Origin of the sequence: Brevundimonas sp. (genome assembly GCF_965278935.1) — a bacterium.
GTDB lineage: Bacteria > Pseudomonadota > Alphaproteobacteria > Caulobacterales > Caulobacteraceae > Brevundimonas.
The window spans coordinates 2877271-2901797 of sequence record NZ_OZ257124.1 but is presented as its reverse complement, the minus strand read 5'-3'; the positions used below and the strand labels follow the sequence as shown (position 1 = coordinate 2901797).

Annotated in this window: 28 protein-coding genes; 23 read left to right on the top strand and 5 right to left on the bottom strand. The window is 67.2% G+C overall.

The window, feature by feature from the left end:
* Window positions 1–51: 51 nt before the first annotated feature.
* The 15 genes from ACQY68_RS14480 to ACQY68_RS14410 all read left to right on the top strand — a co-directional run bounded on the left by ACQY68_RS14480 (window position 52) and on the right by ACQY68_RS14410 (window position 10102).
* On the top strand, window positions 52–495 hold the full coding sequence (locus ACQY68_RS14480) for a YcgN family cysteine cluster protein (protein WP_428152676.1): 444 nt from the start codon (window positions 52–54) through the stop codon (window positions 493–495).
* 52 nt (window positions 496–547) lie between these two features.
* A complete protein-coding gene (locus ACQY68_RS14475; RefSeq protein ID WP_428150273.1) occupies window positions 548–2956 on the top strand; it encodes a PAS domain-containing protein in 2409 nt (802 codons plus the stop codon).
* A gap of 195 nt (window positions 2957–3151) precedes the next feature.
* Entirely contained in the window at window positions 3152–3433 is a 282-nt protein-coding gene (locus ACQY68_RS14470; RefSeq protein ID WP_428150271.1) for a spike base protein, RCAP_Rcc01079 family, read from the top strand.
* Entirely contained in the window at window positions 3433–4317 is an 885-nt protein-coding gene (locus ACQY68_RS14465) for a phage head spike fiber domain-containing protein (RefSeq protein ID WP_428150270.1), read from the top strand. Before ACQY68_RS14470 ends, ACQY68_RS14465 begins: the two co-directional genes overlap by 1 nt.
* Before the next feature lie 153 nt (window positions 4318–4470).
* Window positions 4471–5619 carry a phage portal protein gene (locus ACQY68_RS14460; RefSeq protein ID WP_428150268.1) on the top strand — a complete coding sequence of 383 codons (1149 nt, stop codon included), beginning with the start codon at window positions 4471–4473 and terminating at the stop codon, window positions 5617–5619.
* Window positions 5619–5846, top strand: a complete 228-nt coding sequence (locus ACQY68_RS14455) for a hypothetical protein (RefSeq protein ID WP_428150266.1) — start codon at window positions 5619–5621, stop codon at window positions 5844–5846. Before ACQY68_RS14460 ends, ACQY68_RS14455 begins: the two co-directional genes overlap by 1 nt.
* Window positions 5843–6265 carry an HK97 family phage prohead protease gene (locus ACQY68_RS14450; RefSeq protein ID WP_428150265.1) on the top strand — a complete coding sequence of 141 codons (423 nt, stop codon included), beginning with the start codon at window positions 5843–5845 and terminating at the stop codon, window positions 6263–6265. Before ACQY68_RS14455 ends, ACQY68_RS14450 begins: the two co-directional genes overlap by 4 nt.
* 82 nt (window positions 6266–6347) lie before the next feature.
* Window positions 6348–7574 (top strand): phage major capsid protein, encoded by a 1227-nt coding sequence (locus ACQY68_RS14445; protein ID WP_428150264.1) that lies wholly within the window; start codon window positions 6348–6350, stop codon window positions 7572–7574.
* Window positions 7575–7700: 126 nt separating this feature from the next.
* Window positions 7701–7967: a head-tail connector protein gene (locus tag ACQY68_RS14440; RefSeq protein ID WP_428150262.1), complete on the top strand. Its 267-nt coding sequence runs from the start codon at window positions 7701–7703 to the stop codon at window positions 7965–7967.
* A complete protein-coding gene (locus ACQY68_RS14435) occupies window positions 7964–8266 on the top strand; it encodes a phage head completion protein (RefSeq protein WP_428150260.1) in 303 nt (100 codons plus the stop codon). Before ACQY68_RS14440 ends, ACQY68_RS14435 begins: the two co-directional genes overlap by 4 nt.
* Window positions 8263–8670 (top strand): DUF3168 domain-containing protein, encoded by a 408-nt coding sequence (locus ACQY68_RS14430; protein ID WP_428150259.1) that lies wholly within the window; start codon window positions 8263–8265, stop codon window positions 8668–8670. Before ACQY68_RS14435 ends, ACQY68_RS14430 begins: the two co-directional genes overlap by 4 nt.
* Window positions 8671–8681: 11 nt before the next feature.
* A complete protein-coding gene (locus ACQY68_RS14425) occupies window positions 8682–9092 on the top strand; it encodes a phage major tail protein, TP901-1 family (protein ID WP_428150257.1) in 411 nt (136 codons plus the stop codon).
* Between the two features lie 29 nt (window positions 9093–9121).
* Window positions 9122–9388, top strand: coding sequence for a GTA-gp10 family protein (locus tag ACQY68_RS14420; protein ID WP_428150255.1), 267 nt, complete (start codon window positions 9122–9124; stop codon window positions 9386–9388).
* 19 nt (window positions 9389–9407) lie between these two features.
* Window positions 9408–9572 carry a phage tail assembly chaperone gene (locus tag ACQY68_RS14415; RefSeq protein WP_428150254.1) on the top strand — a complete coding sequence of 55 codons (165 nt, stop codon included), beginning with the start codon at window positions 9408–9410 and terminating at the stop codon, window positions 9570–9572.
* Entirely contained in the window at window positions 9569–10102 is a 534-nt protein-coding gene (locus ACQY68_RS14410; RefSeq protein ID WP_428150252.1) for a phage tail tape measure protein, read from the top strand. Before ACQY68_RS14415 ends, ACQY68_RS14410 begins: the two co-directional genes overlap by 4 nt.
* Window positions 10103–10114: 12 nt before the next feature.
* Here ACQY68_RS14410 and ACQY68_RS14405 read toward each other — a convergent pair whose 3' ends face one another.
* Entirely contained in the window at window positions 10115–10798 is a 684-nt protein-coding gene (locus ACQY68_RS14405; protein WP_428150250.1) for a DUF805 domain-containing protein, read from the bottom strand.
* A 97-nt stretch (window positions 10799–10895) separates the two neighbouring features.
* On the opposite strand from ACQY68_RS14405, the gene ACQY68_RS14400 reads away from it, so the two are divergent.
* From ACQY68_RS14400 to ACQY68_RS14365, 8 genes are all read left to right on the top strand, one after another.
* A complete protein-coding gene (locus tag ACQY68_RS14400; RefSeq protein WP_428150248.1) occupies window positions 10896–11513 on the top strand; it encodes a phage distal tail protein, Rcc01695 family in 618 nt (205 codons plus the stop codon).
* 1 nt (window position 11514) lies between these two features.
* Entirely contained in the window at window positions 11515–12159 is a 645-nt protein-coding gene (locus ACQY68_RS14395; RefSeq protein WP_428150246.1) for a baseplate hub protein, read from the top strand.
* On the top strand, window positions 12156–12602 hold the full coding sequence (locus tag ACQY68_RS14390) for an NlpC/P60 family protein (protein ID WP_428150244.1): 447 nt from the start codon (window positions 12156–12158) through the stop codon (window positions 12600–12602). The genes ACQY68_RS14395 and ACQY68_RS14390 overlap by 4 nt, the downstream gene beginning before the upstream one ends.
* A complete protein-coding gene (locus ACQY68_RS14385) occupies window positions 12602–16312 on the top strand; it encodes a baseplate multidomain protein megatron (RefSeq protein WP_428150243.1) in 3711 nt (1236 codons plus the stop codon). Before ACQY68_RS14390 ends, ACQY68_RS14385 begins: the two co-directional genes overlap by 1 nt.
* A 100-nt stretch (window positions 16313–16412) precedes the next feature.
* A complete protein-coding gene (locus ACQY68_RS14380; protein ID WP_428150242.1) occupies window positions 16413–17324 on the top strand; it encodes a DnaJ C-terminal domain-containing protein in 912 nt (303 codons plus the stop codon).
* The gene (locus ACQY68_RS14375; RefSeq protein ID WP_428150241.1) at window positions 17324–18487 is read left to right on the top strand and encodes a phosphoserine transaminase; all 1164 of its coding nucleotides are present in this window, start codon (window positions 17324–17326) and stop codon (window positions 18485–18487) included. The genes ACQY68_RS14380 and ACQY68_RS14375 overlap by 1 nt, the downstream gene beginning before the upstream one ends.
* Window positions 18488–18559: 72 nt before the next feature.
* Window positions 18560–19855: an adenylosuccinate synthase gene (locus ACQY68_RS14370; protein WP_428150239.1), complete on the top strand. Its 1296-nt coding sequence runs from the start codon at window positions 18560–18562 to the stop codon at window positions 19853–19855.
* A 73-nt stretch (window positions 19856–19928) separates the two neighbouring features.
* The gene (locus ACQY68_RS14365) at window positions 19929–20738 is read left to right on the top strand and encodes a response regulator (protein ID WP_428150238.1); all 810 of its coding nucleotides are present in this window, start codon (window positions 19929–19931) and stop codon (window positions 20736–20738) included.
* Between the two features lie 75 nt (window positions 20739–20813).
* On the opposite strand, the gene rpoH is transcribed toward ACQY68_RS14365, so the two are convergent.
* The 4 genes from rpoH to fba form a co-directional block, all read right to left on the bottom strand.
* A complete protein-coding gene (rpoH, locus tag ACQY68_RS14360) occupies window positions 20814–21701 on the bottom strand; it encodes an RNA polymerase sigma factor RpoH (protein ID WP_428150236.1) in 888 nt (295 codons plus the stop codon).
* A 301-nt stretch (window positions 21702–22002) separates the two neighbouring features.
* Window positions 22003–22308, bottom strand: coding sequence for a GNAT family N-acetyltransferase (locus ACQY68_RS14355; RefSeq protein ID WP_428150234.1), 306 nt, complete (start codon window positions 22306–22308; stop codon window positions 22003–22005).
* A 9-nt stretch (window positions 22309–22317) separates the two neighbouring features.
* Entirely contained in the window at window positions 22318–23262 is a 945-nt protein-coding gene (locus tag ACQY68_RS14350; RefSeq protein ID WP_428150232.1) for an RluA family pseudouridine synthase, read from the bottom strand.
* Between the two features lie 62 nt (window positions 23263–23324).
* Window positions 23325–24410: a class II fructose-bisphosphate aldolase gene (fba, locus tag ACQY68_RS14345; RefSeq protein ID WP_428150230.1), complete on the bottom strand. Its 1086-nt coding sequence runs from the start codon at window positions 24408–24410 to the stop codon at window positions 23325–23327.
* Window positions 24411–24527 lie beyond the last annotated feature (117 nt).

Here is a 24527-nt window from a genome sequence, read left to right as displayed (position 1 = left end):
CGTACGACCCCCGAACCCAAGCCCTTCTGGCAGACGAAGCGGCTGGACCAGATGACCCGCGAGGAGTGGGAGAGCCTGTGCGACGGGTGCGGGCTGTGCTGCCTGATCCGGTTCGAGGATGAGGATACGGGCGAGGTGTTCCCCACAAGGGTCCACTGCAAGCTGTTCGACAGCCAGCTGTGCAGTTGCACGGACTATGCGAACCGGAAGGAGCATGTGCCCGACTGCATCAAGCTGACGCCGTGGAATATCCAGGCGCTGGCGTGGATGCCGAAGTCCTGCGGCTATCGGCGGATCCATGAAGGACGCGGCTTGGCGGACTGGCATCCGCTGGTGTCGGGCGATCCGGAGACGGTGCATACGGCGGGCGTGTCGATCCGGGGGCAGACGATCTCCGAGGAGGAGTTGGCCGAGCCGGAGGATGCGATCGACCATGACGCCTCGGACTGGATCGAGGAGCGGGGCGTGGAGCCCGTGAACAGCCGAGCTCGCTAACCAAAACTTTGGACCTCAACGGCAATCTTCGTCGCAGGACGGAGATCCACACATGACCGCCTCGAGCGTGTTGGTGAAAGAGACGACCCAGGGAGGAGATCAGGCGGCGTTCGACCGGCTGGTGACGCTTGCCTGCTCGATATTCGACACCCCGATCATCATGTTGTCCGTACTGGACGGCGATCGAACGCTGTTCCGCTCTAACGTGCCGATTTCCATGGGATCCATGCCGCGCGAGCAAAGCGTGTCCCATGTCGTTGCGGCCATGGGGCAGAACGGTGTGCTGGTGGTCGAGGACGCTACGGCGCAGGCTCCTTTCAACACCCACCCGATGGTGACCGGGCCTGACGGAATCCGGTTCTACGCGGGCGCCGCGATCTCCACGGCGGACGGCCGGATGGTCGGGGCATTCTCGGTGCTGGACACGAGGCCGCGTTCGCGTCCGAGCGATCAGATGCTGGACACGCTGAAACTGATGGCGGGGATGGCGGGCGACATCCTGGACCAGAGCGCCGCGACCCGGGTGATCGACGAGCAACTCGGCGTGCTGCGCATGGCCGAGCAGATGTCCGGCGTCGGGAACTGGCGGCTGGATCTGACGACCCGAAGGGTGTCGTGGTCCGAGGAAGTCTACCGCATCCACGGCGCGTCGCCGGACACCTTCGACCCCGGCTATGACGACGCGGTGAGCTTCTACCACCCCGAGGATCGCGAGGTGGTCAGGGCGTCGGTGAACCGGTGCATCGACACCGGTGAGGACTATGAGTTCAAGCTGAGGATCGTCCGGGCCGATGGCGAAGAGCGGATCGTCATGTCGCGCGGCATGGTCGAGCAGGACGCCGAGGGCCGAGCCGTCGCGGTCTACGGCGTGTTCCAGGACGTCACCGAGGCCGAGATGGCGCATGGGCGGATCGTCGAGAGCGAGGCCCGTTACCGGATGCTGGCCGACGGGGCCACGGACATCATCATCACCTATGGGGTGGACGGGATCGTCACCTACGTCTCGCCGTCGGTCGAGGCCTCGAGCGGGAGGATGCCTGCCGAGGTGATCGGGCGTCCGGTCACCGACATGATCCTGCCCGAGGACGTGCCCGCGCTCGCGGAGAGCTTCCGAGCCCTGGTCAAGCTGCCGGTCGGACAGTCGGCGCGCGGCGTGCGGTATCGCGGCATACACAGCGACGGATCGGTGCGCTGGTTCGAGGCCCGGACGACTGTGATCCGGGACGCCGGGGGCCTGGCGATCGGTTTCCATGACGTGGTGCGGGACATCACCGAGACCAAGCGACTGGAAGCCGAACTGATCACGGCGCGCGACGTCGCCGAGGCGGCGGCGCGGGTCAAGTCCGAGTTCCTGGCCAACATGTCCCATGAGCTCAGAACGCCGCTGACCAGCGTCATCGGCTTCTCGGGCCTGTTGCAGGACAGCCCCGACCTGCCGGAGACGGAGCGGCGCTATGCCGACCGGATCGCGACGGCGAGCGAGGCGCTGTTGAGCGTCATCAACGACATCCTGGACTACTCCAAGCTGGAGGCCGAGGCGGTCAGCCTGGACGCTATGGCGTTCGACCCGGCTGCGACCGCGCGGGGCGCCGCGGCGATGATCGAGACACAATGTCAGGCCAAGGGCGTTCGCCTGGTGGTCGAGATCGACAACCTGCCAGGCGGCATCCTGGGAGACCAGGGCCGGTTCCGGCAGGTCGCCCTGAACTTCCTGTCCAACGCCGTGAAGTTCACGGTGTCAGGCGAGATCCGCCTGGATGTGCGCCGTCGAGGCGAGCGGCTGAGGGTGGCCGTAGCCGACAGCGGCATCGGCATCGCGCCGGAGAAGATCGACGCGTTGTTCGACCGGTTCACCCAGGCCGATGCATCGACCACGCGTGTCTATGGCGGGACAGGGCTGGGACTGGCGATCTCGCGCCGGCTTATCGAGTTGATGGGCGGGGAGATCGGGGTGGAGAGCCGTCCGGGCGAAGGATCGACCTTCTGGTTCGAGATTCCGCTCGTCGAGGCCGAGGGCGATGTCGGGGCCGATAGGGACGACACCGTCGGGCTGGCGTCCGGGACCCGCATTCTGCTGGCGGACGACGCGCCGGCGAACCGCGAACTGGTGCGGATCATTCTGGCGGGATGGGGCGTCGAGCTTGACGTCGTGTGCGACGGCGCCGAGGCGGTCGAGGCGGCGTCGAAAGGCGACTACGATCTAATCCTGATGGACGTGCATATGCCGGTCATGGATGGAATGGATGCGACGCGGGCCATCCGGGCTTCGGGCGGGGCGCGCGCCGCCGTGCCGATCCTGGCCCTGACGGCCAATGTGCAGCCCGACCAGATCGAAGCCTGCGCCCAGGCGGGGATGGATGGGCATGTCGGCAAGCCGATCCAGATCGGCGAGCTGATCGCAGCCATCGCCGGGGCGTTGGAGCCTGTGATCGAGACCGACGAGATCGCGGCGGCGAGCTGATCAGAGTTCGGCGATACCCATCAACGGATCGTCGAAATCGGCCTTTAGAATCAAGGGTCGGCTTTATTTAGAGCCTTTATCCGCGCCTTGTGACGCTGATCCCTTATAGTTTGGGCATGACGGGAAATCGGGATGAGGCGGGGCAGGCCCCCGTCGCCCCGGTGCTCGCGCTTTCCAAAAACGAGGAGATCGACCATGCCGTCCAGTCCGGATGCCTATGCCGCTTTCACACCGTCACCATCGGCGCCGGCGCGTCGCCTGCAGGCCGTGACGCCGTCCGACGGCGCCGATCTGCCGAGTTTGGCCAAGGCGCTCTACGTCGGCGCAGCCGGCGATCTGAAGGTCGTACCCGTAGCGTCGCCAGACGGGGAGGCGGTGACGCTCAAGAACCATCCTGTGGGCTATGTCGCCGTACAGGCCCGAAGGGTGTTGGCCACCGGAACCACGGCAGCGCATATCGTGGCGATGTTCGACTGATGATCGGCATCGAACTGGGTCACCCGGCGGTGACCATGCGGAGAGCGAATCCACTCCCCCTCCTGATCGACGTCATCGAGAACCGGTATGAGAGAGGCGGGGAGACCGCGTCCTCGTTCGCGAGCCTGGCGGGCGTCAGCTTCTCCCGGTCCGGGGCCGGCACGGCCGTGACGACGGCGGGCGTCGTCACGGCCTTCGCCACGGGCGTGGCCCGGATCACGGATCGGGGCCTGTTGCTGGAGCCTGCGGCGACGAACCTGTTGCGGCACTCCACCGCGCTTCTGAACCCCGTCTGGCAGGCCGATGCAGGCGCGACCGCCGCCCTCGGCCCCGATGCCGATCCGTCCGGAAGCGCCGGCGCCGTTCGCCTGACCCTGAACGGCGGGCTAAAGCAATGGTATCAACTGGTGACGGCGCCGGCCGGTAACTATGTTCTGAGCGCTTACGTAAAGGCCGCTTCGGGCACGACGAACGTCAGACTGAATGAGACCCACAACACTGGCTATACGCCGTCCGCCAACCTGGCGGTGAACACTCAGTGGCAGCGCCTTGTGTTCCCTTTCACAGTGACCGCCACTCTGGTGACTATATCGTTCATGACGGCCTTGGGAGGTGTGACATCGCCGATCGATGCCTGGGGCGTCCAACTTGAGACCGGCTCCGGTCCGACATCTCCCATCATCACGGCAGGCTCAACAGTGACGCGCGGAGCGGATCTCGCCAGCATCGTCGTGCCGGGCGGGGCGTCGACTTATGAAGCCATCTATGGGGCTGCGAATACCTTCGTCACAGGGGCTGTGACACCGGGCGCGAGCTTCGATCTGGTCGCTGCTCGACCTTGGGTCGGGGTCGGGAACGAGTTGAAGCGACTGGTGATGCGGTAAGCCTGATGCGGCGCAACATCCGCTCCCTAGGCGCGGGGTACCGCTGCAGGCCGGTCTAAATCCATCCCTGACGGACTGGCCGAGGCGATGAGCGCCATTGCGGCCAGCGAACTTTCAAAGAATGCGACCGGTCGATCCGGTCAAGGAGAGACCATGCCCCTGTTTCCATGGCGGCCCGGACGAAGTGCGCCCGAGGCCAAGCAGAGCCGCGCCGGGCCGCTGATCGCGCTGACCGGGGCGGGGCGGCCGCGGTGGACGCCGCGCGATTACGCCAACCTGGCGCGCGAGGGGTTCAGCCGGAACGCGGTGGCCTATCGCTGCGTGCGGATGATCGCGGAGGCGGCGGCGTCTGCGCCTCTGGCGGTGTTCGTGGACGGGGTGCGCGACGATGGGCATCCGGCGGCGAAACTGCTCGCCCAGCCGAACCCGGAACAGTCGGGGGCGGAATGGATGGAAGGCGTCTATGGCGCGTTGCAGACGGCGGGGAACGCCTATGTCGAGGCGGTGGGCGATGAGGTTCCGGGCGAGCTGTGGAGCCTGAGACCGGATCGGGTGCAGGTCGTGCCGGGGCGGGTCGGATGGCCGGAAGCCTATGAGTATTCGGTCGGCGGGCGCTCGGTGCGGATCGGGCGGGAGGCGGACGGGTGGATGCCGGTGATGCATCTCAAGCTGTTCCATCCGACCGACGATCACTACGGGTTTTCGCCGCTGGAGGCGGCGGCATTCGCGATCGATGTGCACAACAGCTCGGGCGCCTGGAACAAGGCGCTGCTGGACAATGCGGCGCGGCCGTCGGGGGCGCTGGTGTTCTCGTCGAAGGATGGCGAGCGGCTGACGGAGGCGCAGTTCGCGGGGCTGAAGGCCGAGCTGGGCGAGGCGCATGCCGGGGCGGTCAACGCCGGGCGGCCGATGGTGTTGGAGGGCGGGCTGGACTGGAAGCCGATGTCGATGAGCCCGGCGGACATGGACTTCATCGCCGGGAAGCATGCGGCGGCGCGGGAGATCGCCCTGGCCCTCGGGGTTCCGCCGCAGCTGCTCGGGATCCCCGGGGACGCGACCTATGCGAATTATCGGGAGGCCAATGCGGCCTTCTGGCGAGGGACGGTGATTCCCTTGGCGAGGAAGATGGCGGGGGCGCTGAGCGGGTGGCTGGGCGGGCGGTTCGAAGGGGTGAGAATCGAGGCGGATCTGGATGCGGTGCCGGCGCTGCAGCCCGAGCGGGACGCGCTGTGGGCGCGGCTGAACGCGGCGAGCTTCCTGACCGACGAGGAACGTCGACGGATGGCAGGGGTCGGCGACTGATGGAGGATCTCAAGAAGATAGCGACGGCGCTCGGCGTCGCGCTGGCGATCCAGACGATCGGCGGGCTGGTGTGGGCCGGCGGGGCGGCGGCGCGGATCGCGACGCTGGAGGACCGGGTCGGCGAGCAGCGACTGGTGGCCGAACGGCTGGCGCGGCTGGAGGAGCAGGGCGTGGCGACGCGGGCCGCGGTCGAGCGGATCGAGCGGAAGCTGGAGGGCGAGCGATGACGGTGGTGATCGACGCCGGGTTGGTGGTCGAGGGCTATGCCTCGCTTTGGGGCGTCGCGGATCTCAACGGGGATGTGGTGGCGAAGGGCGCGTTCGCCGACAGCCTGAAACGGACCGGCCCGGGCGGGGTGCGGATGCTTCACCAGCACGAGAGCCGGTCGGTTGTCGGGGTCTGGGACGAGATCGTCGAGGACGAGCGGGGCTTGCGGGTGCGCGGCCGGATCGCGGACTGGTCGGCGGAGGCGCGTTATGCCCAGGCGCTGAGCCGGGCGGGGGCGCTGGACGGGCTGTCGATCGGCTTTCGGGCGGCCAAGGCGCGTCGGTACGGGCGGCTGAGGGTGCTCAGCGGCGTGGAGCTGTGGGAGATTTCCCTAGTGACGTTTCCGATGCTGCCGGGGGCGCGGTTCAGGCCGGCCTGACGAGAACTTCCCGCTCGCCGCTCGCGGCGCGGGAGGGCGGAGGGGCGTGGCTAGAGCCCGCTCCATTTCAACTGGAGACATGATGAAAGAGACCAAACAGGCTTCGGCTTCGCCCGAGGCGCGCGCCGCCATGCATGAGATGATGGCGGCGTTCGAGGCGTTCAAAGGGGCCAATGACGCCCGGCTGAGCGAGATCGAGAAGAAGGCCTCGGCCGACACGCTGCTGGAGGAAAAGGTGGCGCGAATCGACCAAGCCGTGGGCGCAGCCCAGGCGCGTCTGGACCGCGCGCTGTCGGAGGCGAGGCGTCCGGCGATCGGAGGCGAACCCGTCGCGGTCGCCTCGGCGCCCGAAGCGAAGGCGGCGTTTGACGGCTATGTCCGAACCGGGCGTGAGCTGGGTCTGGAGCTCAAAACGGGTCTGTCGACCGGGTCGAGTTCGGGCGGCTATGTCGTGCCGCCGGAGACCGAGCGGGCCATCGAGCGCCGCTTGATGGCGACCAGTCCGATGCGGGAGATCGCGACTGTGCGGACAGTTGCCTCCGGCGTGTTCCGGAAGCCGGTGTCGACGGCGGGGATCGCGAGCGGCTGGGTGGCGGAGACGGCGGCACGGCCCGAGACCGACCCGGCGACGCTGGCGCTGCTGGAGTTCCCGGCGGCCGATCTCTACGCCAATCCGGCAGCGACGCAGAGCCTGCTGGACGATGCGCTGGTCGATCTGGACGAATGGCTCGCCTCGGAAGTCGAGGACGCGTTCGCGGCGCAAGAGACGACGGCTTTCGTAACCGGCGACGGGACGAACAAGCCCAAGGGCTTCCTCGGCTATTCGATCGTGGCGGATGCGTCCCACGCCTGGGGCGACATCGGCTATGTCGCATCGGGCGCGGCGGGGGCCTTTGCGACCTCCAGCCCTACGGACAGGCTGATCGATCTGATTTATGCGCCCAAGGCGCAGTTCCGGCCGAACGGGCGGTTCGTGATGAACCGGAAGACCGTGTCTGCCGTGCGCAAGTTCAAGGATGCGGACGGCAACTACATCTGGTCGCCGGCGACCCGGCCGGGCGAGACCGCGTCGCTGCTGGGGTATCCGGTGACCGAGATCGAGACGGTGCCGGACATCGCCGCGAACAGTCATGCGATCGCGTTCGGCGACTTCCAGCGTGGCTATCTGATCGTGGATCGCGCCGGGGTGAGGGTGCTCAGGGACCCCTATTCGGCCAAGCCCTATGTGCTGTTCTACACGACCAAACGCGTCGGCGGCGGGATCCAGAATTTCGACGCCATCAAGGTGATGAAGTTCAGCGCGAGCTGACTCGCGCCGGCTGACTAGTGGTTCGCGACTGGTGGCTGGTGAAGAGGTGAGTGGCGGCTGTCAGGCCTAGCCGCGGGCCACCAGGCACCAGCCATCCCTTTCTTCAAAACAATCGAGGTGGTTCCCATGACCGCACCCGTGAGCCTCACGGAGGCGAAACTGTTCCTGCGCGTCGAACACCAGGCCGAAGACGCGCTGATCCAGACACTCATCGATGCGGCCCGAGCGCGGGTCGAAGGCGAGGTCGGGCTGGAGCTCACATCCACTTCCGCCGCGCCGCTGAGGCTGGCGGTCCTGATGCTGGCCCTGCGCGCCTACGAGCGGGGTGAGGTCGAAATGTCGATCCGACCGGTGGAATCCTGGATCGCGCCGTATCGCGTGGTCCGGCTGTGAGGCTTCTGGCGCAACTGCTCGAGTCGGTCGAGGCGGAGACGCCCTACGGCGGGCGGGCCGTGAGCTACCAGCCGCTCGGGTCGGTCTGGTTGAGACTGGACGGGCGACGACGTCGGGAGCGGACCGAAGCCGGTGTGACCTCTGCGGTCGAGGCGGCGACGGCGGAGACACGCTCCGACCCGCGCCTCGTCGAGCGTAGGGTCATCCGGTTCGGCGGCGCCGACTGGGTGATCGAGGCTGTGAACGGCGATCCGGATCGACCCGGACGCGTGACCCTGAACATCGAGAGGACGCGATGAGCGAGCATGAGAATGCGCTGCAGAAGGCGCTGATCGCGCACCTGCGAGCGGACGGCGCGCTGCAATCGCTGCTGGGCGATCCGGCGCGTATCTGGGACGCCGCGCCGAGGGGAGCCGGGTATCCGCACCTGCTGATCGGGCGATGCGAGAGCAAGCCGGTCGACGCGGACGGATGCGGGGTGGAGCATGTGCTGACCCTGCGTTGCGCTTCACGGTTCGAAGGCACGGAAGAGGCCAAGGCGATCTGCGCGGCGGTGAGAGCGTCGATCCACGAGGCGCCTCTTGAGGCGGACGGGGTTCGCGCCGTGTCGATCCGCACGACCTTCGCCGACGTGTTCCGTTCCAGCGACCACAAGCGGGTCTGGGGCGTGGTGCGCGTCAGAGCGATCACCGAAGACATCTGAGGAGTACGATCATGGCTGCACAGCGTGGCAAAGACATCCTGCTGAAAATCGAGAGCGCGCCGGGCGTATTCACGACGGTCGCAGGGCTGAGGGCGCGGACGATCTCGCTCAATGCCCGGACGGTGGACGCGACGGACGCGGACAGCGCCGGGCGGTGGCGCGAGCTGCTGGGAGGAGCCGGAGTGAAGTCGGCGGCGGTCTCAGGACAGGGCATCTTCCGTGATGCAGCGTCCGACGCCCTGATCCGGGAGGCGTTCTTCGATCAGGGATTGAAGACCTGGCGGTTGATGGTGCCGGACTTCGGTACGCTGGAAGGGCCGTTCGTGGTTTCGGCGCTGGAGTACGCCGGCGACCACGAGGGTGAGGCGACGTTCGCGGTCAGCCTGGCCAGCGCCGGAGCCGTGGCGTTCTCGGCCGCATGACCGGGGCCAACGGGGTACGGGGCGAGGCTGTGGCGGTGCTGGCCGGCAGCGAGCGGAGGCTGTGCCTTACGCTGGGCGCGCTGGCGGAGATCGAGACGGCGCTGGGCGTGTCCGGAGTCGCCGGGCTGACTGAGCGGATGCGGGCGTTGTCGGCGCGCGACCTGATGGCAGTGCTGGCGGCGCTGCTGCGGGGCGGCGGCGAAGGCACGCTCGCGGGAGAACTGGATCGGGCCTCGATAGATCCGATCGAGGCCGCGATGGCTGTGGCGCTGGCGTTCGCGGCCGCGCGTGGCTGAGGAGACGCCCTGGGCGGCAATGCTGCGGACGGGCGTGAGCCTCGGTGTTGAGCCAGAGGCGTTCTGGCGGCTGTCGCTCGCCGAGTGGCGGATGCTGACGGAGGTTGCGCCGGGCGCAGCGCCGATGGGACGAAGCGAGTTTGAACGGTTGATGGCGGCCTGGCCGGATGGAGGCGAGACATGAGCGACGACTATCGACCCGATGCCCTGGACGACGTTCCCGCTCGGGCGGCGGAGGCGGCCGCGGCGCTTGAGGCGCTGAGGGAGCCGGCGGAACGGGCGGCCGGCGCGATCGAAGAAGCCTTTGGACGGGCCGGGGCCAGCCTGACACGGTCGCTGGCACGGGCGGCGGCGGACGGAGAACTCAGCCTGGCCGAGCTGGCGCGGGCGGTTCTGGACGCGGTGGGTGCGAGCCTTGGAGGTTCGGGCGGCGGTCTGGGCGCAGCGATCGCGCAGGCGGTGGCGGGCGCTGTCGGCTTCGGCGGGGCGCGGGCTGACGGCGGACCCGTGTTGGGCGGCGGCGCCTATCTCGTTGGCGAGCGCGGGCCGGAGGTGTTTCGACCGCATGGGTCGGGTGTCATAGACGGCGGCGCATCGGGCGGGGTGACGATGAACGTCACCGTCGACGGCGGGGCGCCGGCGCTGTTGCGATCCGAGGCGCAGATCGCCCAGATGCTGGCTCGAGCCGCCGCGCTGGGAGCGCGACGGCTCTAGGTATGATGGGCTCTATTCGCCCTTGGGGTTGGGGCCGAAGCGGTTGTCGCCGCGTTGACTGTCTACGACTCCTATCCAGATCAGGAAGCCGAGCTGGATCAGGCAGATGATGCCGACGATGCCCAGCGATGGGCCGATCATGGCCATGATGGCGGCCGGATCCTCGTTCTGGATGGCGGCGTAGTTGGTCATGAGCGATGCGCCGACTGTGGCGAAGATGGCGATAAAGCCGACGAGACCTATGGCGTAGGGAATGGCGATGAGCCAGCCCGTATGCCCCATGTCGTGCAGGCGTTTGGCGCCGATCGCGAAGTGGGGCCAAAGCAGTACGATCCCGAGAAAATTCAGGATCGGGATGAAGTTCAGAACCCAGCCACCCACGAACAGGATCGCCCAGGAAATCCAGAAGTGGGACCGACGCAGGCGGCCGTCGAAGGCGAACATCGCCTTGGCGAAGTCGTAGCTGTCGACCGGAACGCCGGGGGTCGCCGAGGGTGCGCCGGGCGATGGGGCGGCCGCCAGGAGCATGACGTTGGTGGCCTCGCCGGCAACGGGCACAAAGTCCACGCGGAGGCCGGCGGTGATGGCCGCAGGCGGGGACACCGCTTCCCGGCCGAAGGTGTAGCGGATGCCGTCGTCGCCCGAGATGAGGCCTGCGCCTGAGGCGTCGTCGAAGCTGAGAATCTGACCGCGCATTGAACCGGGCTCCCCTGCCGGGCGGCCGAAGGCGACCGCGTTCGGCAGCCAGACTGGACGAGTGGCGCTCGCCCGACAAGAGAAGCAGGAGTCTTGAATGGCCTTTCACGAGGTGCGTCTGCCCGCGCGGCTGGCGTTCGGATCGACGGGCGGGGTCGAGCGGCGGACCGAAGTCGTGACCCTGGCGTCGGGGTTCGAGCGCCGTTCCAGTCCGTGGGCGATGGGGCGCAGGCGGTATCTGATCGGGGCGAACCTGAGGTCGTTGGCGGACATGGCTGAACTGACAGCCTTCTTCGAGGCGAGACGCGGGCGACTGTATGGATTCAGGTTCCGGGATTTCGCCGACTTTGCTTCGTGCGGTCCGGGAGAGACACCAGCGGCGACCGACCAGGTGCTGGGGGGCGGAAACGGGACACAGACGGCCTTCCCGCTGGTGAAGGCCTACGGCGACGTTTCGCGGCACATCGCCAAGCCCGTCGACGGATCGGTGCGGCTCGCGGTCGGAGGTGTTGAGCTGGCGAGCGAGGCGTTTTCCGTCGACGCGACCACGGGGCTGGTGACGCTGACTGCCGCGCCCGGCTCGGATGTCGCCGTGACGGCGGGTTACCTGTTCGACACGCCGGTGCGGTTCGATGCGGACCGGCTGGAGGTTACGCTGGAGAGCTTCGGCGCCGGGAGGATGGCGTCGGTTCCCTTGATCGAGCTCCGGGTCTGAGATGCGTGATATTCCCGAGGAGATGGCCGCCCGCATCGAGAGCGGAGCGGCGACGTTGTGTCATGCCTGGATCGTCGAACGCGTCGATGAAGCGCGACTGGGTTTCACCGATCACGACCGCGACCTGAGCATCGACGGTGTCGTCTGCCGGGCGGCGAGCGGGTGGTCGCAGGGGGCAGCGGAGACCGCCGAAGGCCTGGCCGCAGGAAGTCTGGCTGTCGGAGGCGTGCTCGATGACGAGCGGATCGTTGAGACCGATATCGCGGCGGGTCTTTGGGACCGGGCGAGGGTGGCGTTGTGGCGGGTTGACTGGGCGCGGCCGGATCTGAAGGTTCTGCTGGGACGGGGGACGCTGAGCCGGATCAGGCGCGAAGGCGAGGGATTCACGGCGGAGATCAACGGACCTTTGGCGGCGCTGGAGCGGGTCGTTGGGCGAACGTTCGGGCGCACCTGTGACGCCGCGCTGGGCGATGCCCGATGCAGCGTGGATCCGGACGGGCGTACCTGTGACAAGCGCTGGGAGACCTGCGTCCAGACCTTCGGCAACGGGGTCAACTTCCAGGGTTTTCCCGACATTCCGGGCGACGACTTCCTGACTGCCTATCCGGCGGCGGGCGGACGACACGACGGCGGGAGCCGGCGGTGAGCGACCGCGTGGCGGCGGTGCGGGAATGGCTGGGGACGCCCTATCGGCATCAGGCGAGCGTGAAGGGCGAAGGGACGGACTGTCTCGGCCTGGTACGCGGCGTGTGGCGAGAAACAGTTGGCCTGGAGCCCGAAGAAACGCCGGCTTACCAGCCCGACTGGGCTGAAGTGGGCGAGGCCGAAACCCTTCTGGAAGCGGCGCGGCGTTGGCTGGTTGAAAGGCCGATCGGACAGATGAGGCCGGGGGACGTCCTGCTGTTCCGCATGGCCGATGGATCACCCGTCAAACACTGCGCGATCCTGACCGCGATGGGGCCGCCCGAGCCGCGGATGATCCACGCCTACTGGGGTCGGGCGGTGGTCGAAAGCTGGATGGGGCCTTGGTGGATGCGGCGGCTGGCGGCCGTCTTCGCCTGGCCTGATGAGACGAGCGGGGGCGACTGATGGCGCAGGTTGTTTTGGGCGGTGTCGGCGGGCTGGTCGGCGGCGGTGTCGGGCGTGCCGTGGGCGCGGCGCTGGGTGGTGTCTTCGACAGAGGGCTGATCGGCGCGCTGTCGCCGGCTCGGCAACGGGGACCCCGGCTGGAGACGCTGAGAATCCAGTCGACAGCAGAGGGAGCGCCGATGGCTTGCGCCTTCGGTCGGGCACGCGTGACGGGACAGATGATCTGGGCCGCGCACTTCCTGGAGCGCCGGAACGAGAGCGGCGGCGGCAAGGGCGGGCCGAAGACGGTGGACTATGCCTATTCGCTGAGCTTCGCGGTGGCGATCTGCGAGGGTCCGATCGACGGCATCGGGCGAATCTGGGCGGACGGCAGGCTTCTGGAGCAGACAGGCGTGGCGATGCGGGTCTATCGCGGAACACCGGATCAGACGCCGGACCCGTTGATCGAGGCCGTCGAGAGGGCCGCGCCCGCATATCGAGGCACGGCCTATGTGGTGTTCGAAGATCTGTTGCTCGGGGCATTCGGGGATCGGCCGCCGCAGCTCAGTTTCGAGGTGTTCCGAAGACCGGGCGGCGAGACGCTGGAGGAGAAGCTGGAAGGCGTTTGCCTGATCCCGGGAGCCGGTGAGTTCGTGCTCGCGACTGAGCCGGTGATGCGGCGTGACGGCCTGACCCGGACGACGGCGGAGAACGTGCATCTGAAAGACGGTCGCACTGACCTGAATGCATCACTGGATCAGTTGCAGGCGCAGTGCCCCAATCTGAAACGAGTCAATCTGGTGATCGGCTGGTTCGGCGACGACCTGAGGGCCGGGCACTGCCAGGTGAAGCCCGGGGTGGAGCGGCGCGACAAGCTGACGGAACCTGTGGAATGGTCGGTCGCCGGGCTGACACGCGAGGATGCGCATCTCGTTTCCGAGATCGACGGAACGCCGGCCTATGGCGGGACGCCCTCGGACGAGAGCGTGCGACAGGCAGTGGCGGCGCTGAAGACCCGTGGCTGGGAGGTGACGCTTTATCCCTTCGTCTTCATGGACGTGCCGGAGGACAACGACCTGCCGGATCCATACGGCGGCGAGCGGCAGGCGGCCTATCCGTGGCGGGGGCGGATCAAGGGCCGGGACGGCGCTGAGGCGTCCGGGGATGTGGCGGCCATCTTCGGCGGAGCCTGGGGACTGCGGCGGCTGGCTCTGCATTATGCTGGTCTGGCGGCCGAGACGGGATGCGACGGCCTGTTGATCGGGTCGGAGATGCGCGGGCTGACGTGGACGCGAGACGCGGCGGGCGGGTATCCTGCGGTGCTTGAGTACAGGACGCTTGCGGCGGACTCCCGTGAGGTTGTCGGGCCTGATGTGGCCCTGTCCTATGCGGCGGACTGGTCGGAATACTCGGGGCACCGACCGGACGACGGCACCGGCGACGTGAGCTTCCATCTCGACCCTCTGTGGGCTGCCGAGGCCATCAACTACGTCGGCATCGACTGGTATCCGCCGCTGGGCGACTGGCGCGACGGTGACGGCGGACTCGATGCTGATACGTTCGAGGGACCGGACGATCCAGCCTATCTGGCCGGGCAGGTGGCGGGCGGGGACGGGTTTGATTGGTACTATGCCGACGATCCGGATCGAGCGGCACAGACGAGGACGCCGATCGTCGACATGGCGCACGGCGAGCACTGGGTGTTCCGGCCCAAGGATCTGGTCGGTTGGTGGTCTAACTCGCACCATGACCGGCCCGCCGGCGTGCGCAGCGCGACGCCGACGGCCTGGGTTCCGGGGATGAAGCCGATCCGCTTGACCGAGTTCGGCTGTGCCGCGGTGGATCGTGGAGGCAATGCGCCGAACCTGTTCCAGGATCCGAAGTCGTCCGAAAGTTTCCGGCCGCCATTTTCGACGGGCGCACGCGATGATCGGATGCAGCGACGAGCCCTCGAGGCGGTGATCACACATTTCGAGGCGCCGGCGAACAATCCCGTGTCGGAGGTCTATGACGGACTGATGCTCGAAGCGGCTGATGCGTGGTGCTGGGATGCCCGACCCTATCTTGCGTTTCCCGCATTGGCCGACGTCTGGGCCGATGCCGGAGCCTGGCCGGCCGGACACTGGCTGAACGGGCGGATGATCGGAGAAGCGGGGACGCTTCTGGCCGCAATCCTGAGGCGGGCCGGGGTCGAAGATTTCGAGATTGGCAAGGCGTCGGGGATTGTGTCCGGCTATGTGATCGACCGGCCGATGCGGACGCGTGACGCGCTGGAGCCGCTGTTGTCGGCGTTCGGCATGACGGCCGGGGAGCGAGGCGGTCGGGTCTCATTGATTGGCGATGAAGCGCCGGGTGCGACGTTAGCTCCCGAAGCTCTGGCCCGAACGGATGACGACGCAAGGCCGGTTCGGACCCGGTCGCTGGAGGCGTCGCCAGATTCTGCGCGTGTTCGGTTCATCGACGAAGGCGCGGATTATCAGACCGGCGCGATCATGGTGCGCGGCGAGGGCGATGGAGGCAGCATTGACGCGGATCTGCCGGCCGTTTGTGACGCGGGGCTGGCCAAGGCGATGGCGCGACGCCTGTTGAAAGGTGAGAGCGAAGATCGGCTGACGGTCGCCCTCGGTCCGTTGGAGGCGCTGCGGTTCGAGGCTGGCGACACGGTTGTGGTCGAGGGCGAGACCGGAGCCTGGCGGATCGAACGGTTGACGCTGGCCGAGACGCCGGCAGCTGTGCTGGCGCGGCGGGAGGCCGGGTCCATCGAGAACGAACCGGTCGTGTGGCGACCGGGGTCGGGTGTCGAGCAAGCTGGAACGCCGTTCGTGCGCATTCTCGACCTTCCCCCCTTGGCGGGCGCTGAAGCGGATGACCGGCTGATCGCGGTTGTTGCTTGCGAACCCTGGCGGCCGATGACCGTGCACGTGGGGGAGGATGCCGAGACCCTGACGGCGAGGGGAACAGTCGGGTCGCCGACGACGGTGGGGCTGCTGACGCAGGCCTTGCGGCCCGGCGTGTTGCATCGCTGGGATGAGACGAACGCGTTGGTGGTCCGGCTGGAAGGCGCTCCTCCGGCCAGCTTGTCGGAAGCGGCTGTGCTGGGCGGCGCCAATCTGGCAGCCGTGGAGACGACGGCGGGGTGGGAAATCCTGCAGTACCGACAGGCGATCCTGTTGGGCGCCGGAATCTGGCGTTTGAGCGGACTGCTGCGGGGACAGCAGGGGACGGAAGGCGAGATGTCGGCGAGCGCGGCGGAGGGCGGCCTGGTGGTGCTGCTGAATCCCCGGGAGGGCCGGTTCGAGACGGCGACTGGCGAGCGGCGGCTGGACCGGATCGTGCGCGTAGGACCGAGCGGGCGGGCGCCCGGCGGCGTCGGGTTCGCTCAGGAAGCGTTTATCCCGAGGCACCTTCATGCACGGCCCTGGAGCCCGGTCCTGAGCGTGACTGAGGAACCGGGCGGCCAGCGGCTGCGATGGATGCCAAGGGTCAGGATCGGGGACGTCTGGGACCTGGAGCCTGTGGAAGTCGATCCTCGTCGCTTTCGGGTGCGCGTTCTGAAGGGCGTCCTGGAGCGACGGGTGTTCGAGTTGGACGAAACGGAGTTTCTTTATACGATCGGTGATCTCGCAGAGGACTTTCCAGGCGGGGTGGGGCCGGATGCGCTGGTCGCCGTGTCTCAGTACGGACCCGGTTTCGGGTGGGGCGTGGAGGCGCAGGCCCCACTGATCGCCTGAAAAACGTTGCACCGCACACCGCATGCCTTAACTGACGAAGCGAAGGTCGGTCGCGACGCGCGAGCCGGATTCGACGAAGCGTGACGGAGCGGCGAACGGCGTGGCGGGTGATCCCTACAAGGAACTGGGCGTGTCCAGGGGGGCGAGCGCCGCCGATATCAAGGCCGCGTTCCGCAAGCTGGCCAAGGAGTTGCACCCGGACAAGAACCGTGGCGACACCGCGACCGAGGAGCGTTTCAAGCGCGTCTCAGCGGCGTTCGACCTGCTGAACGACCCGGACAAGAAGTCGAAATACGATAGCGGTCAGATCGATGCCGATGGCCAGCCGCAGTACCGAGGCTTCAGCGGCGGCCAGCCGGGCGCCGGTGCGGGAGGTTTCGGCGGATTTGGCGCGGGCGGCGGTCCCGGCGGTCGCGCCGCATTCGAGGACCTCGATCTCGACGATATCTTCGGCCGGTTCGGTGGAGGAGGGCGAGGCCGGGCCACGGGTTTTGGTCGCGGACAGGATGTGAGGGCCACGCTCGAAATCAGCCTCGAGGACTCTATCGGCGGAGCCACGCGGCGGATCCAGTTTTCGGACGGACGCACGCTGGACGTCACGATCCCCAAGGGAGCGACCAATGGCCAGACGATCCGGTTGCGCGGACAAGGGACGCCAGGGCGGACCGAGCCGGGCGACGCGTTGATCGAGCTCCGCATCGCGCCACACCCGGTGTTCAAGGTCGATGGGGCTGATCTGACCATGGATCTGCCAATCTCGGCGCCCGATGCTATCCTGGGCGGCAAGGTCGAGTGTCCGACGCCGGACGGGACGGTCTCCGTGACCGTGCCCAAGGGGTCAAACTCGGGCCAGACCCTCAGGCTCAAAGGGCGTGGCGCCTTCGCCGGCGGCGCGCGGGGCGATCTGAAGGCGCGGTTGATCGTGACCCTGCCCGACACCATCGATCCGATCCTCGAGAGGGTCGCCCAGGACTGGCGCGCCAACCGTCCCTACAAGCCGGGACGAGGCTGATGATCTCCAAACCGAACGTAAAACCGGCGAGGCCCTGGTTCGCGGCGGGGCCGACGGCCAAGCGGCCGGGATGGTCCTCGCAGGCCCTGCCGCACGACCTGCTGGGCCGCGGCATCCGCGCGCCGGAGGTTGTCGAGCGGTTCGCCTACGGCCTGAGGCTGACGAAACAGGTCCTGCAGATACCGGAGGACTGGGTACTGGCTTACCTGCCCGGTTCCGACACCGGGGCGGTCGAGGCGGCTCTGTGGAACATGCTCGGCCAAAGGTCCGTGCAGGTGATGGCCTTCGAGAATTTCGGGAAACAGTGGGCCATCGACGCGAGAGACCATCTGAAGCTCGACAAGCTTGAGATCATCGAGGCACCTTGGGGGCAGTTCCCTGATGTGTCCAAGGTCGATCCTTCGAAGGACCTCGTCTTTCCGTGGAACGGCACGACGTCCGGCGTGAGGACGCCGGGCGTCGACTGGATCGCAGATGATCGCGAGGGGATCGTGATCTGCGACGCGACCTCGGCGGCCTTCGCCATGCCGATGGATTTCTCCAAGCTGGATGTGGTGACATTCTCCTTCCAGAAGGCGCTGGGCGGCGAGGCGGGAATTGGGGTCGCGGCTTTGTCTCCGCGCGCCGTAACCAGACTGGACAGCTACGAACCGCCGCGCGCCGTACCCAAGGTGCTGCGTTTGCGCGACGCCAAGGGGTTCGACCGGTCGCTGGCCACCGGGACCATGATCAACACCTTCTCGCTGTGGACGCTGGAAGACTGGATCGACGCGCTCGAATGGGCGAAGGGCGCGGGCGGGTTGGCCGAGTTGATCCGGCGGACGGACGCCAATGCGGCGGCGCTCAACGACTGGGTCGAGCGGACGGGCTGGGTCGAGTATCTGGCCGAGGACGCAGCGATCCGATCGACAACCTCGGTGTGCCTGAAGATCATCGACCCGCGCGTTACGGCGCTGGACGACAAGGGGCGCCAGGCCTTCGTCAAGCGGATGAAGAGCCTGCTCGAGACCGAAGAGGCCGCGTTCGACGTCGAAAGCCATCGCAATGCGCCGGCGGGCCTGCGCGTATGGTGCGGCTGTACGGTCGAGACGGACGACATCGTGGCGGGCGCTCCGTGGCTGGACTGGGCGTTCCAGACCGCTGTCGCAGAATTCTCCGCCTAAATCGTCCCGGTTGGGACGACATCGCGTGATTCCCCCGCTATAGGCTGCGCCCGCATTAGCGGGAGACTTGCCTTGGCGAACGTAGCGGTGGTCGGAGCCCAGTGGGGCGACGAGGGCAAGGGCAAGATCGTCGACTGGCTGTCGAACCGGGCCGATATCATCGTGCGGTTCCAAGGCGGCCATAACGCCGGCCACACGCTGGTCGTGGATGGCAAGGTCTACAAGCTGGCGCTGCTGCCGTCGGGCGTGGTGCAGGGCAAACCCTCGATCATCGGCAACGGCGTTGTGGTCGATCCCTGGCATCTGGTGGGAGAGATCGCCAAGATCGAGGCTCAGGGCGTCACGATCAATCCCGACATTCTGACCATCGCCGACAACGCCTGCCTGATCCTGCCCATACATCCGGCGCTGGACGTTGCGCGCGAGGCGGCGGCAAGCGCGCCGGGGGCCAAGATCGGCACGACGGGGCGGGGCATCGGTCCGGCCTACGAGGACAAGGTCGGCCGTCGCGCGATCCGCGTCTGCGACCTGGCCAACGAAGACGACCTCAAGGTCAAGATCGAGCGGCTGCGCTCGCACCACGATCCGCTGCGGGCGGGTCTGGGGCTGGAGCCGATCGATCCGGAGGCGCTGCTGGCTCAGTTGCTGGAGATCGCGCCGAAGATCCTGCCCTATGTGAAGCCGGCCTGGCGAGTGCTGGATCAGGCGCAGAAGGCCGGCAAGCGGATACTGTTCGAGGGGGCGCAGGGTGCCTTCCTGGACGTCGATCATGGAACCTACCCTTACGTGACGTCGTCGAACACCGTGGCCGGCCAGGCGGCGGCTGGGTCGGGCATGGGGCCGCGTGGCGTCGGCTATGTGCTGGGCATCGTGAAGGCCTATACGACCCGCGTCGGCGAGGGGCCGTTCGCCTGCGAACTGAACGATGCCGTCGGCGAACATCTGGCGACCGTGGGGCGTGAGGTGGGGGTCAACACCGGGCGTCCGCGACGCTGCGGCTGGTTCGACGCCGTTCTGGTGCGTCAGTCGGTGGCGATCAACGGGATCGACGGCATCGCCCTGACCAAGCTGGACGTTCTGGACGGGCTGGAGACGCTCAAGATCTGCGTTGGCTATCGGGTCAATGGCGAAGTGCTGGATTACCTGCCGTCCAGCCTGAAGGATCAGGCGGCGGCCGAGCCGGTGTTCGAGGAACTGCCGGGTTGGAGCGAGAGCACTGCCGGAACCCGCAGCTTCAAGGACATCAACGCCAACGCCATCAAATATGTGCGTCGTATCGAGGAACTGATCGGTGCGCCGGTGGCCCTGTTGTCGACCAGCCCGGAGCGTGACGACACCATTCTGATGCGTGACCCGTTCCAGGGCTGATAAACTGTTTGCGTTCAACGCGACCTTAACCGGCGGCGGTTAGCCATAAGGCTGACCTCCCCGGAGTTGCTTAGTGTTCGCAGCCGACGCCAAGACCCTGAACCGCATCGAACCGGTCGTTCGACGCGTGCTCATCGCCGACCCGAACCTGGCGTCGGCACGGCTGCTGCTGGACATCATGAAGAGCCTGGGCGCGCGCGAGGTCGTGACCGAGTCCGATGAAAGCCGCGTGCTGGATCATGCGCGCGAGATGGAGCCGGGCCTGATCTTCACCGAACGCTCGGGGCCGCGACTGGACGGCGAGCGCCTAGCCAAGAGCATCCGCCGGTCGAACCTGGCGTGCCGCCGGGCCCCGATCATCATGATGACGGCCGATGCCACGGCCTCCTCGATCAAGGGCGCGCGCGATTCGGGCATCCACGAGTTTCTGAGAAAGCCGTTCACTTCGGCCGACCTGTTCCGCCGGGTCGAGAACGTGGCGCTGAAGCCGCGCGACTGGATCGAGGCGGTCGGCTACGTCGGTCCGGACCGGCGTCGGTTCAACTCGGGCGAATATGCGGGACCGCAGAAGCGCAAGGCCGACAAACCGGCAACGGCCGCAGCGGCCGCCTTGGCGGTCAAGGATCAGGCGTTGCGCATTCTCGCCGCCTCTCTGGCCCAGTTCGACAGCGATCCGATGCAGGCGGTGCGCGCGGTCAAGCAGCAGGCGGAAACGCTGAAGGCCCTGGCGATGAAGACCTCCGACACCCGGCTGGCGGTCGCCGCTGCCGGTCTGGAGGGCTGCCTGGCCGCCGGTGCTCCGACCAAGGCCGGTCTGGCCGGACCGATCGGCGCGATCCTGGCTCTGGCCGATCCGGGCGCCGAGCTCGCCCGAGCCAGCTGACCCCGACAATCGAATAGCAAAACAGGCGCACGAGGATCTCGTGCGCCTGTTTCCCTATGACCGCCGCAGGCCGCGTTAGGCGTCGACGAGGTTCCGTTCCTCGGCCGCTGCGCGCATGGCCTTCTGCAGCTTCTCGAAGGCGCGGACCTCGATCTGGCGCACGCGCTCGCGCGACACGCCGTACTGGCCCGCCAGCTCTTCCAGCGTCACCGGATCGTCCTTCAGGCGGCGCTCGGTCAGGATGTGCTTCTCGCGATCCGTCAGTTCGCCCATGGCTTCCTGAAGCAGGCCCATGCGCAGCGACTTCTCTTCGGAGTCGGCCAGCGCCGTCTCCTGAGATACCGCGTTGTCGTCCGACAGCCAGTCCTGCCACTCGCTCTCGCCGTCCACGCGCAGCGGCGCGTTCAGCGAGGCGTCGCCGCCGAGACGGCGGTTCATGTTGGTGACCTCTTCCTCCGACACGCCCAGCTTGACGGCGATCGCAGTCAGGTTCTCGGGACGAAGGTCGCCTTCCTCGAAGGCCGAGATCTGGCTCTTGGCCTTGCGCAGGTTGAAGAACAGCTTCTTCTGCGCCGCCGTGGTGCCCATCTTCACGAGCGACCAGCTGCGCAGGATGTATTCCTGGATCGAGGCGCGGATCCACCACATGGCGTAGGTCGCCAGGCGGAAGCCCTTGTCCGGATCGAACTTCTTCACGGCCTGCATCAGGCCGACGTTGCCTTCCGAGATCACCTCGCCGATCGGCAGGCCGTAGCCGCGATAACCCATGGCGATCTTGGCCACGAGGCGAAGGTGGGACGTCACGAGGCGGTGCGCGCTCTCGGAGTCCTGATGCTCGGTCCACCGTTTGGCGAGCATGAACTCCTCGTCCTTGGTGAGCATCGGAAATTTGCGGATTTCCGTCAGATATCGCGACAGTCCCTGTTCAGGCGACATTACCGCGAGTGATTTCAGTGCAGCCATTTGGTCCCTCCGAACCTAGATAAGAGCAGGCTCGACGCAGACGGCCACCGAATGTGCACCGTCTCCTCACCCCTCAACCGGACAAGTAGCTATGGGTTGCCGTCTTTGTCAGAGGCGGATCGTCACACGACAGCGTGACCGTGACCCTGGCGCCACTCGCGCCGATGAGGAGGATGTATATCGGATAGTCAGTCCTTTATCAAGACTTACTTGCAGGAGCTGCTGCGGCGCGAGACTGCAGCCTTCCCCAAGCGCCAGAGTCGGCTCCGACTATGGCGACCGGATGGCCTCGCGGTCTGGCCTAGATGCCCAGAATGTCGCGGTAGCGTGGGTGGACCGCCTCGGCGTGCTCAGGGTGTTTCTGCAGGTAGGCCGAGAAGAACGGGCAGACGGGCAGGATCAGCAGACCGCGTTCCGTGGCGTCGGCGAGGACATGTTTGGCTAGGCGGCTGGCGATGCCCTGACCCTCCAGCGCCTGGGGCACCAGGGTCTCGGTGATCATCAGGTTCGGTTCGGACAGGTTGTAGGTGACCACGGCGAGCTGATCGCCGACCGGCAGCTCGTAGCGATGGAGTTCGGAGTTGTCGCGGATCTCGGCTTCGGTCATGGCGAGCCTCTAGAGGACGGCGAGAAGGTCTTCCAGCGCCTGCATGTCAGGTGGGAGCGCCGTCTCGAATCGCAACGCCTCGTCGGTCACCGGATGGACGAAGCCCAGCACGGCGGCATGCAGGGCCTGCCGGGTCAGGCCGGCTTCGGCGATGGCGGTCTTCACGGAGGTCGCAGGGCTCCCGGAGCCATAGACGGCATCGCCCAGGATCGGCGAACCCTTCGAGGCCAGATGCACGCGGATCTGGTGGGTCCGGCCGGTATGCAGGGTGCAGGCGACGCGCGCGGCCAGCGGCGCGGCGCCGGCCTTGGCGGGCACGGCGTAGCGGGCCTGGACGACATAGTCGGTGATCGCGTTCCGCCCCCCCGCCTTCAGCACAGCCATCTTCTTCCGGTCCGAAGACGAGCGGCCGATCTGCGTCTCGATCCGCCCGCGCTCGGGGGAGGGGGCTCCGCGCGTCAGGGCAATGTAGGTGCGTTCGATATCGTGGCAGGCGAACAGTTTCGACAGGCCCGCATGGGCGCGGTCGGACTTGGCGGCGACCATGACGCCCGAGGTGTCCTTGTCCAGCCGGTGAACGATGCCCGGCCGGGCGACGCCGCCAATGCCGGACAGGGACGCGCCGCAGTGATGCAGCAGGGCGTTGACCAGCGTCCCGTCCGGCGTGCCGGGCGCCGGGTGAGCCGCCATGCCCGCCGGCTTGTCGATGACGATCAGATCCGCGTCCTCGAACAGAACCGTCAGCGGGATGGCCTGGGGCAACGGGGTGGCCGAGGCCACTGGCGGCACGGCGATAGCATAGGTCCCGGCAGCGGCTTTCGATGAGCCGTTGGTCAGCACAACCCCCTTCAGGCTGATCGCGCCGTCGGCGATCAGCGTCTGGATTCGCGCGCGCGACAGGTCGGGAACGACATCGGCCAGCGCCTTGTCCAGACGCTGGCCGGTGACCGTCACCTCGACGGTCAGAACCTCGCCGCCGGACGCATCGTCCGGATCGGCTTCGTCGTTGAAGTCGCTCAGGACGCGGCCTTCAGCTCGCGGCCGTAGACCGGGTCCAGATCGCCCTTGGCGTAGCGCTTGGCCATCTGGGCGGTGGACATCGGACGGATCGACGAGGCCTGACCCTCGCAGCCGAACTGCTGATAGCGTTCGATGCAGAGCTTCCGCATCGCTTCCTTGGCCGGCTTCAGATAGGCGCGCGGATCGAACTCACCCGGCTTCTCGGCCAGCACTTTGCGGATGGCCCCGGTGATGGCCATGCGGTTGTCGGTGTCGATGTTGATCTTGCGCACGCCGTGCTTGATGCCGCGCTGGATCTCTTCCACCGGCACGCCCCAGGTCTGGGGCATCTCGCCGCCGTACTGGTTGATGATGTCCTGCAGGTCCTGCGGCACCGAGGACGAGCCGTGCATGACCAGGTGGGTGTCGGGCAGGCGGCGATGGATCTCCTCGATCACATGCATGGCCAAGACTTCGCCGTCGGGCTTCCTCGAGAATTTGTAGGCGCCGTGCGAGGTGCCCATGGCGATGGCCAGGGCGTCGACCTTGGTGCGGCTGACGAAATCGACCGCCTGATCCGGGTCGGTCAGCAGGGCGGAGTGATCCAGCACGCCCTCGAAGCCGTGGCCGTCCTCGGCCTCGCCCATGCCGGTCTCCAGTGAGCCCAGCACGCCCAGCTCGCCCTCGACCGAGACGCCGCAAGCGTGGGCCATCTCGGTGACGCGACGGGTGACGTCGACGTTGTAGTCGTAGTCGGCGGGCGTCTTGCCGTCCTCCATCAGCGATCCATCCATCATCACCGAGGTGAAGCCGTACTGGATGGCGGTGGCGCAGGTCGCAGGGCCATTGCCGTGATCCTGGTGCATGCAGACCGGGATGTGCGGATAGAGCTCGGCCAGGGCGTCGATCAGCTTGGCCAGCACGATGTCGTTGGCGTAGGAGCGGGCGCCCCGCGACGCCTGGATGATCACCGGCGCGTTGACGGCCTCGGCCGCCTCCATGATCGCCAAACCCTGTTCCATGTTGTTGATATTGTAGGCCGGCAGGCCGTAGTCGTTCTCGGCCGCGTGGTCGAGAAGCTGTCGCAGCGTGATGCGCGCCATGAGAGGAACTCCTGAATCTTGTTTTTTGCCGGTGTAGCGGCCGGAGGGTCTCAAGTCACGCTGTGTAACAGCCTCGACCGGTCAGGAGGCGACAGTCGCGCTTCGACCGGGTATTTC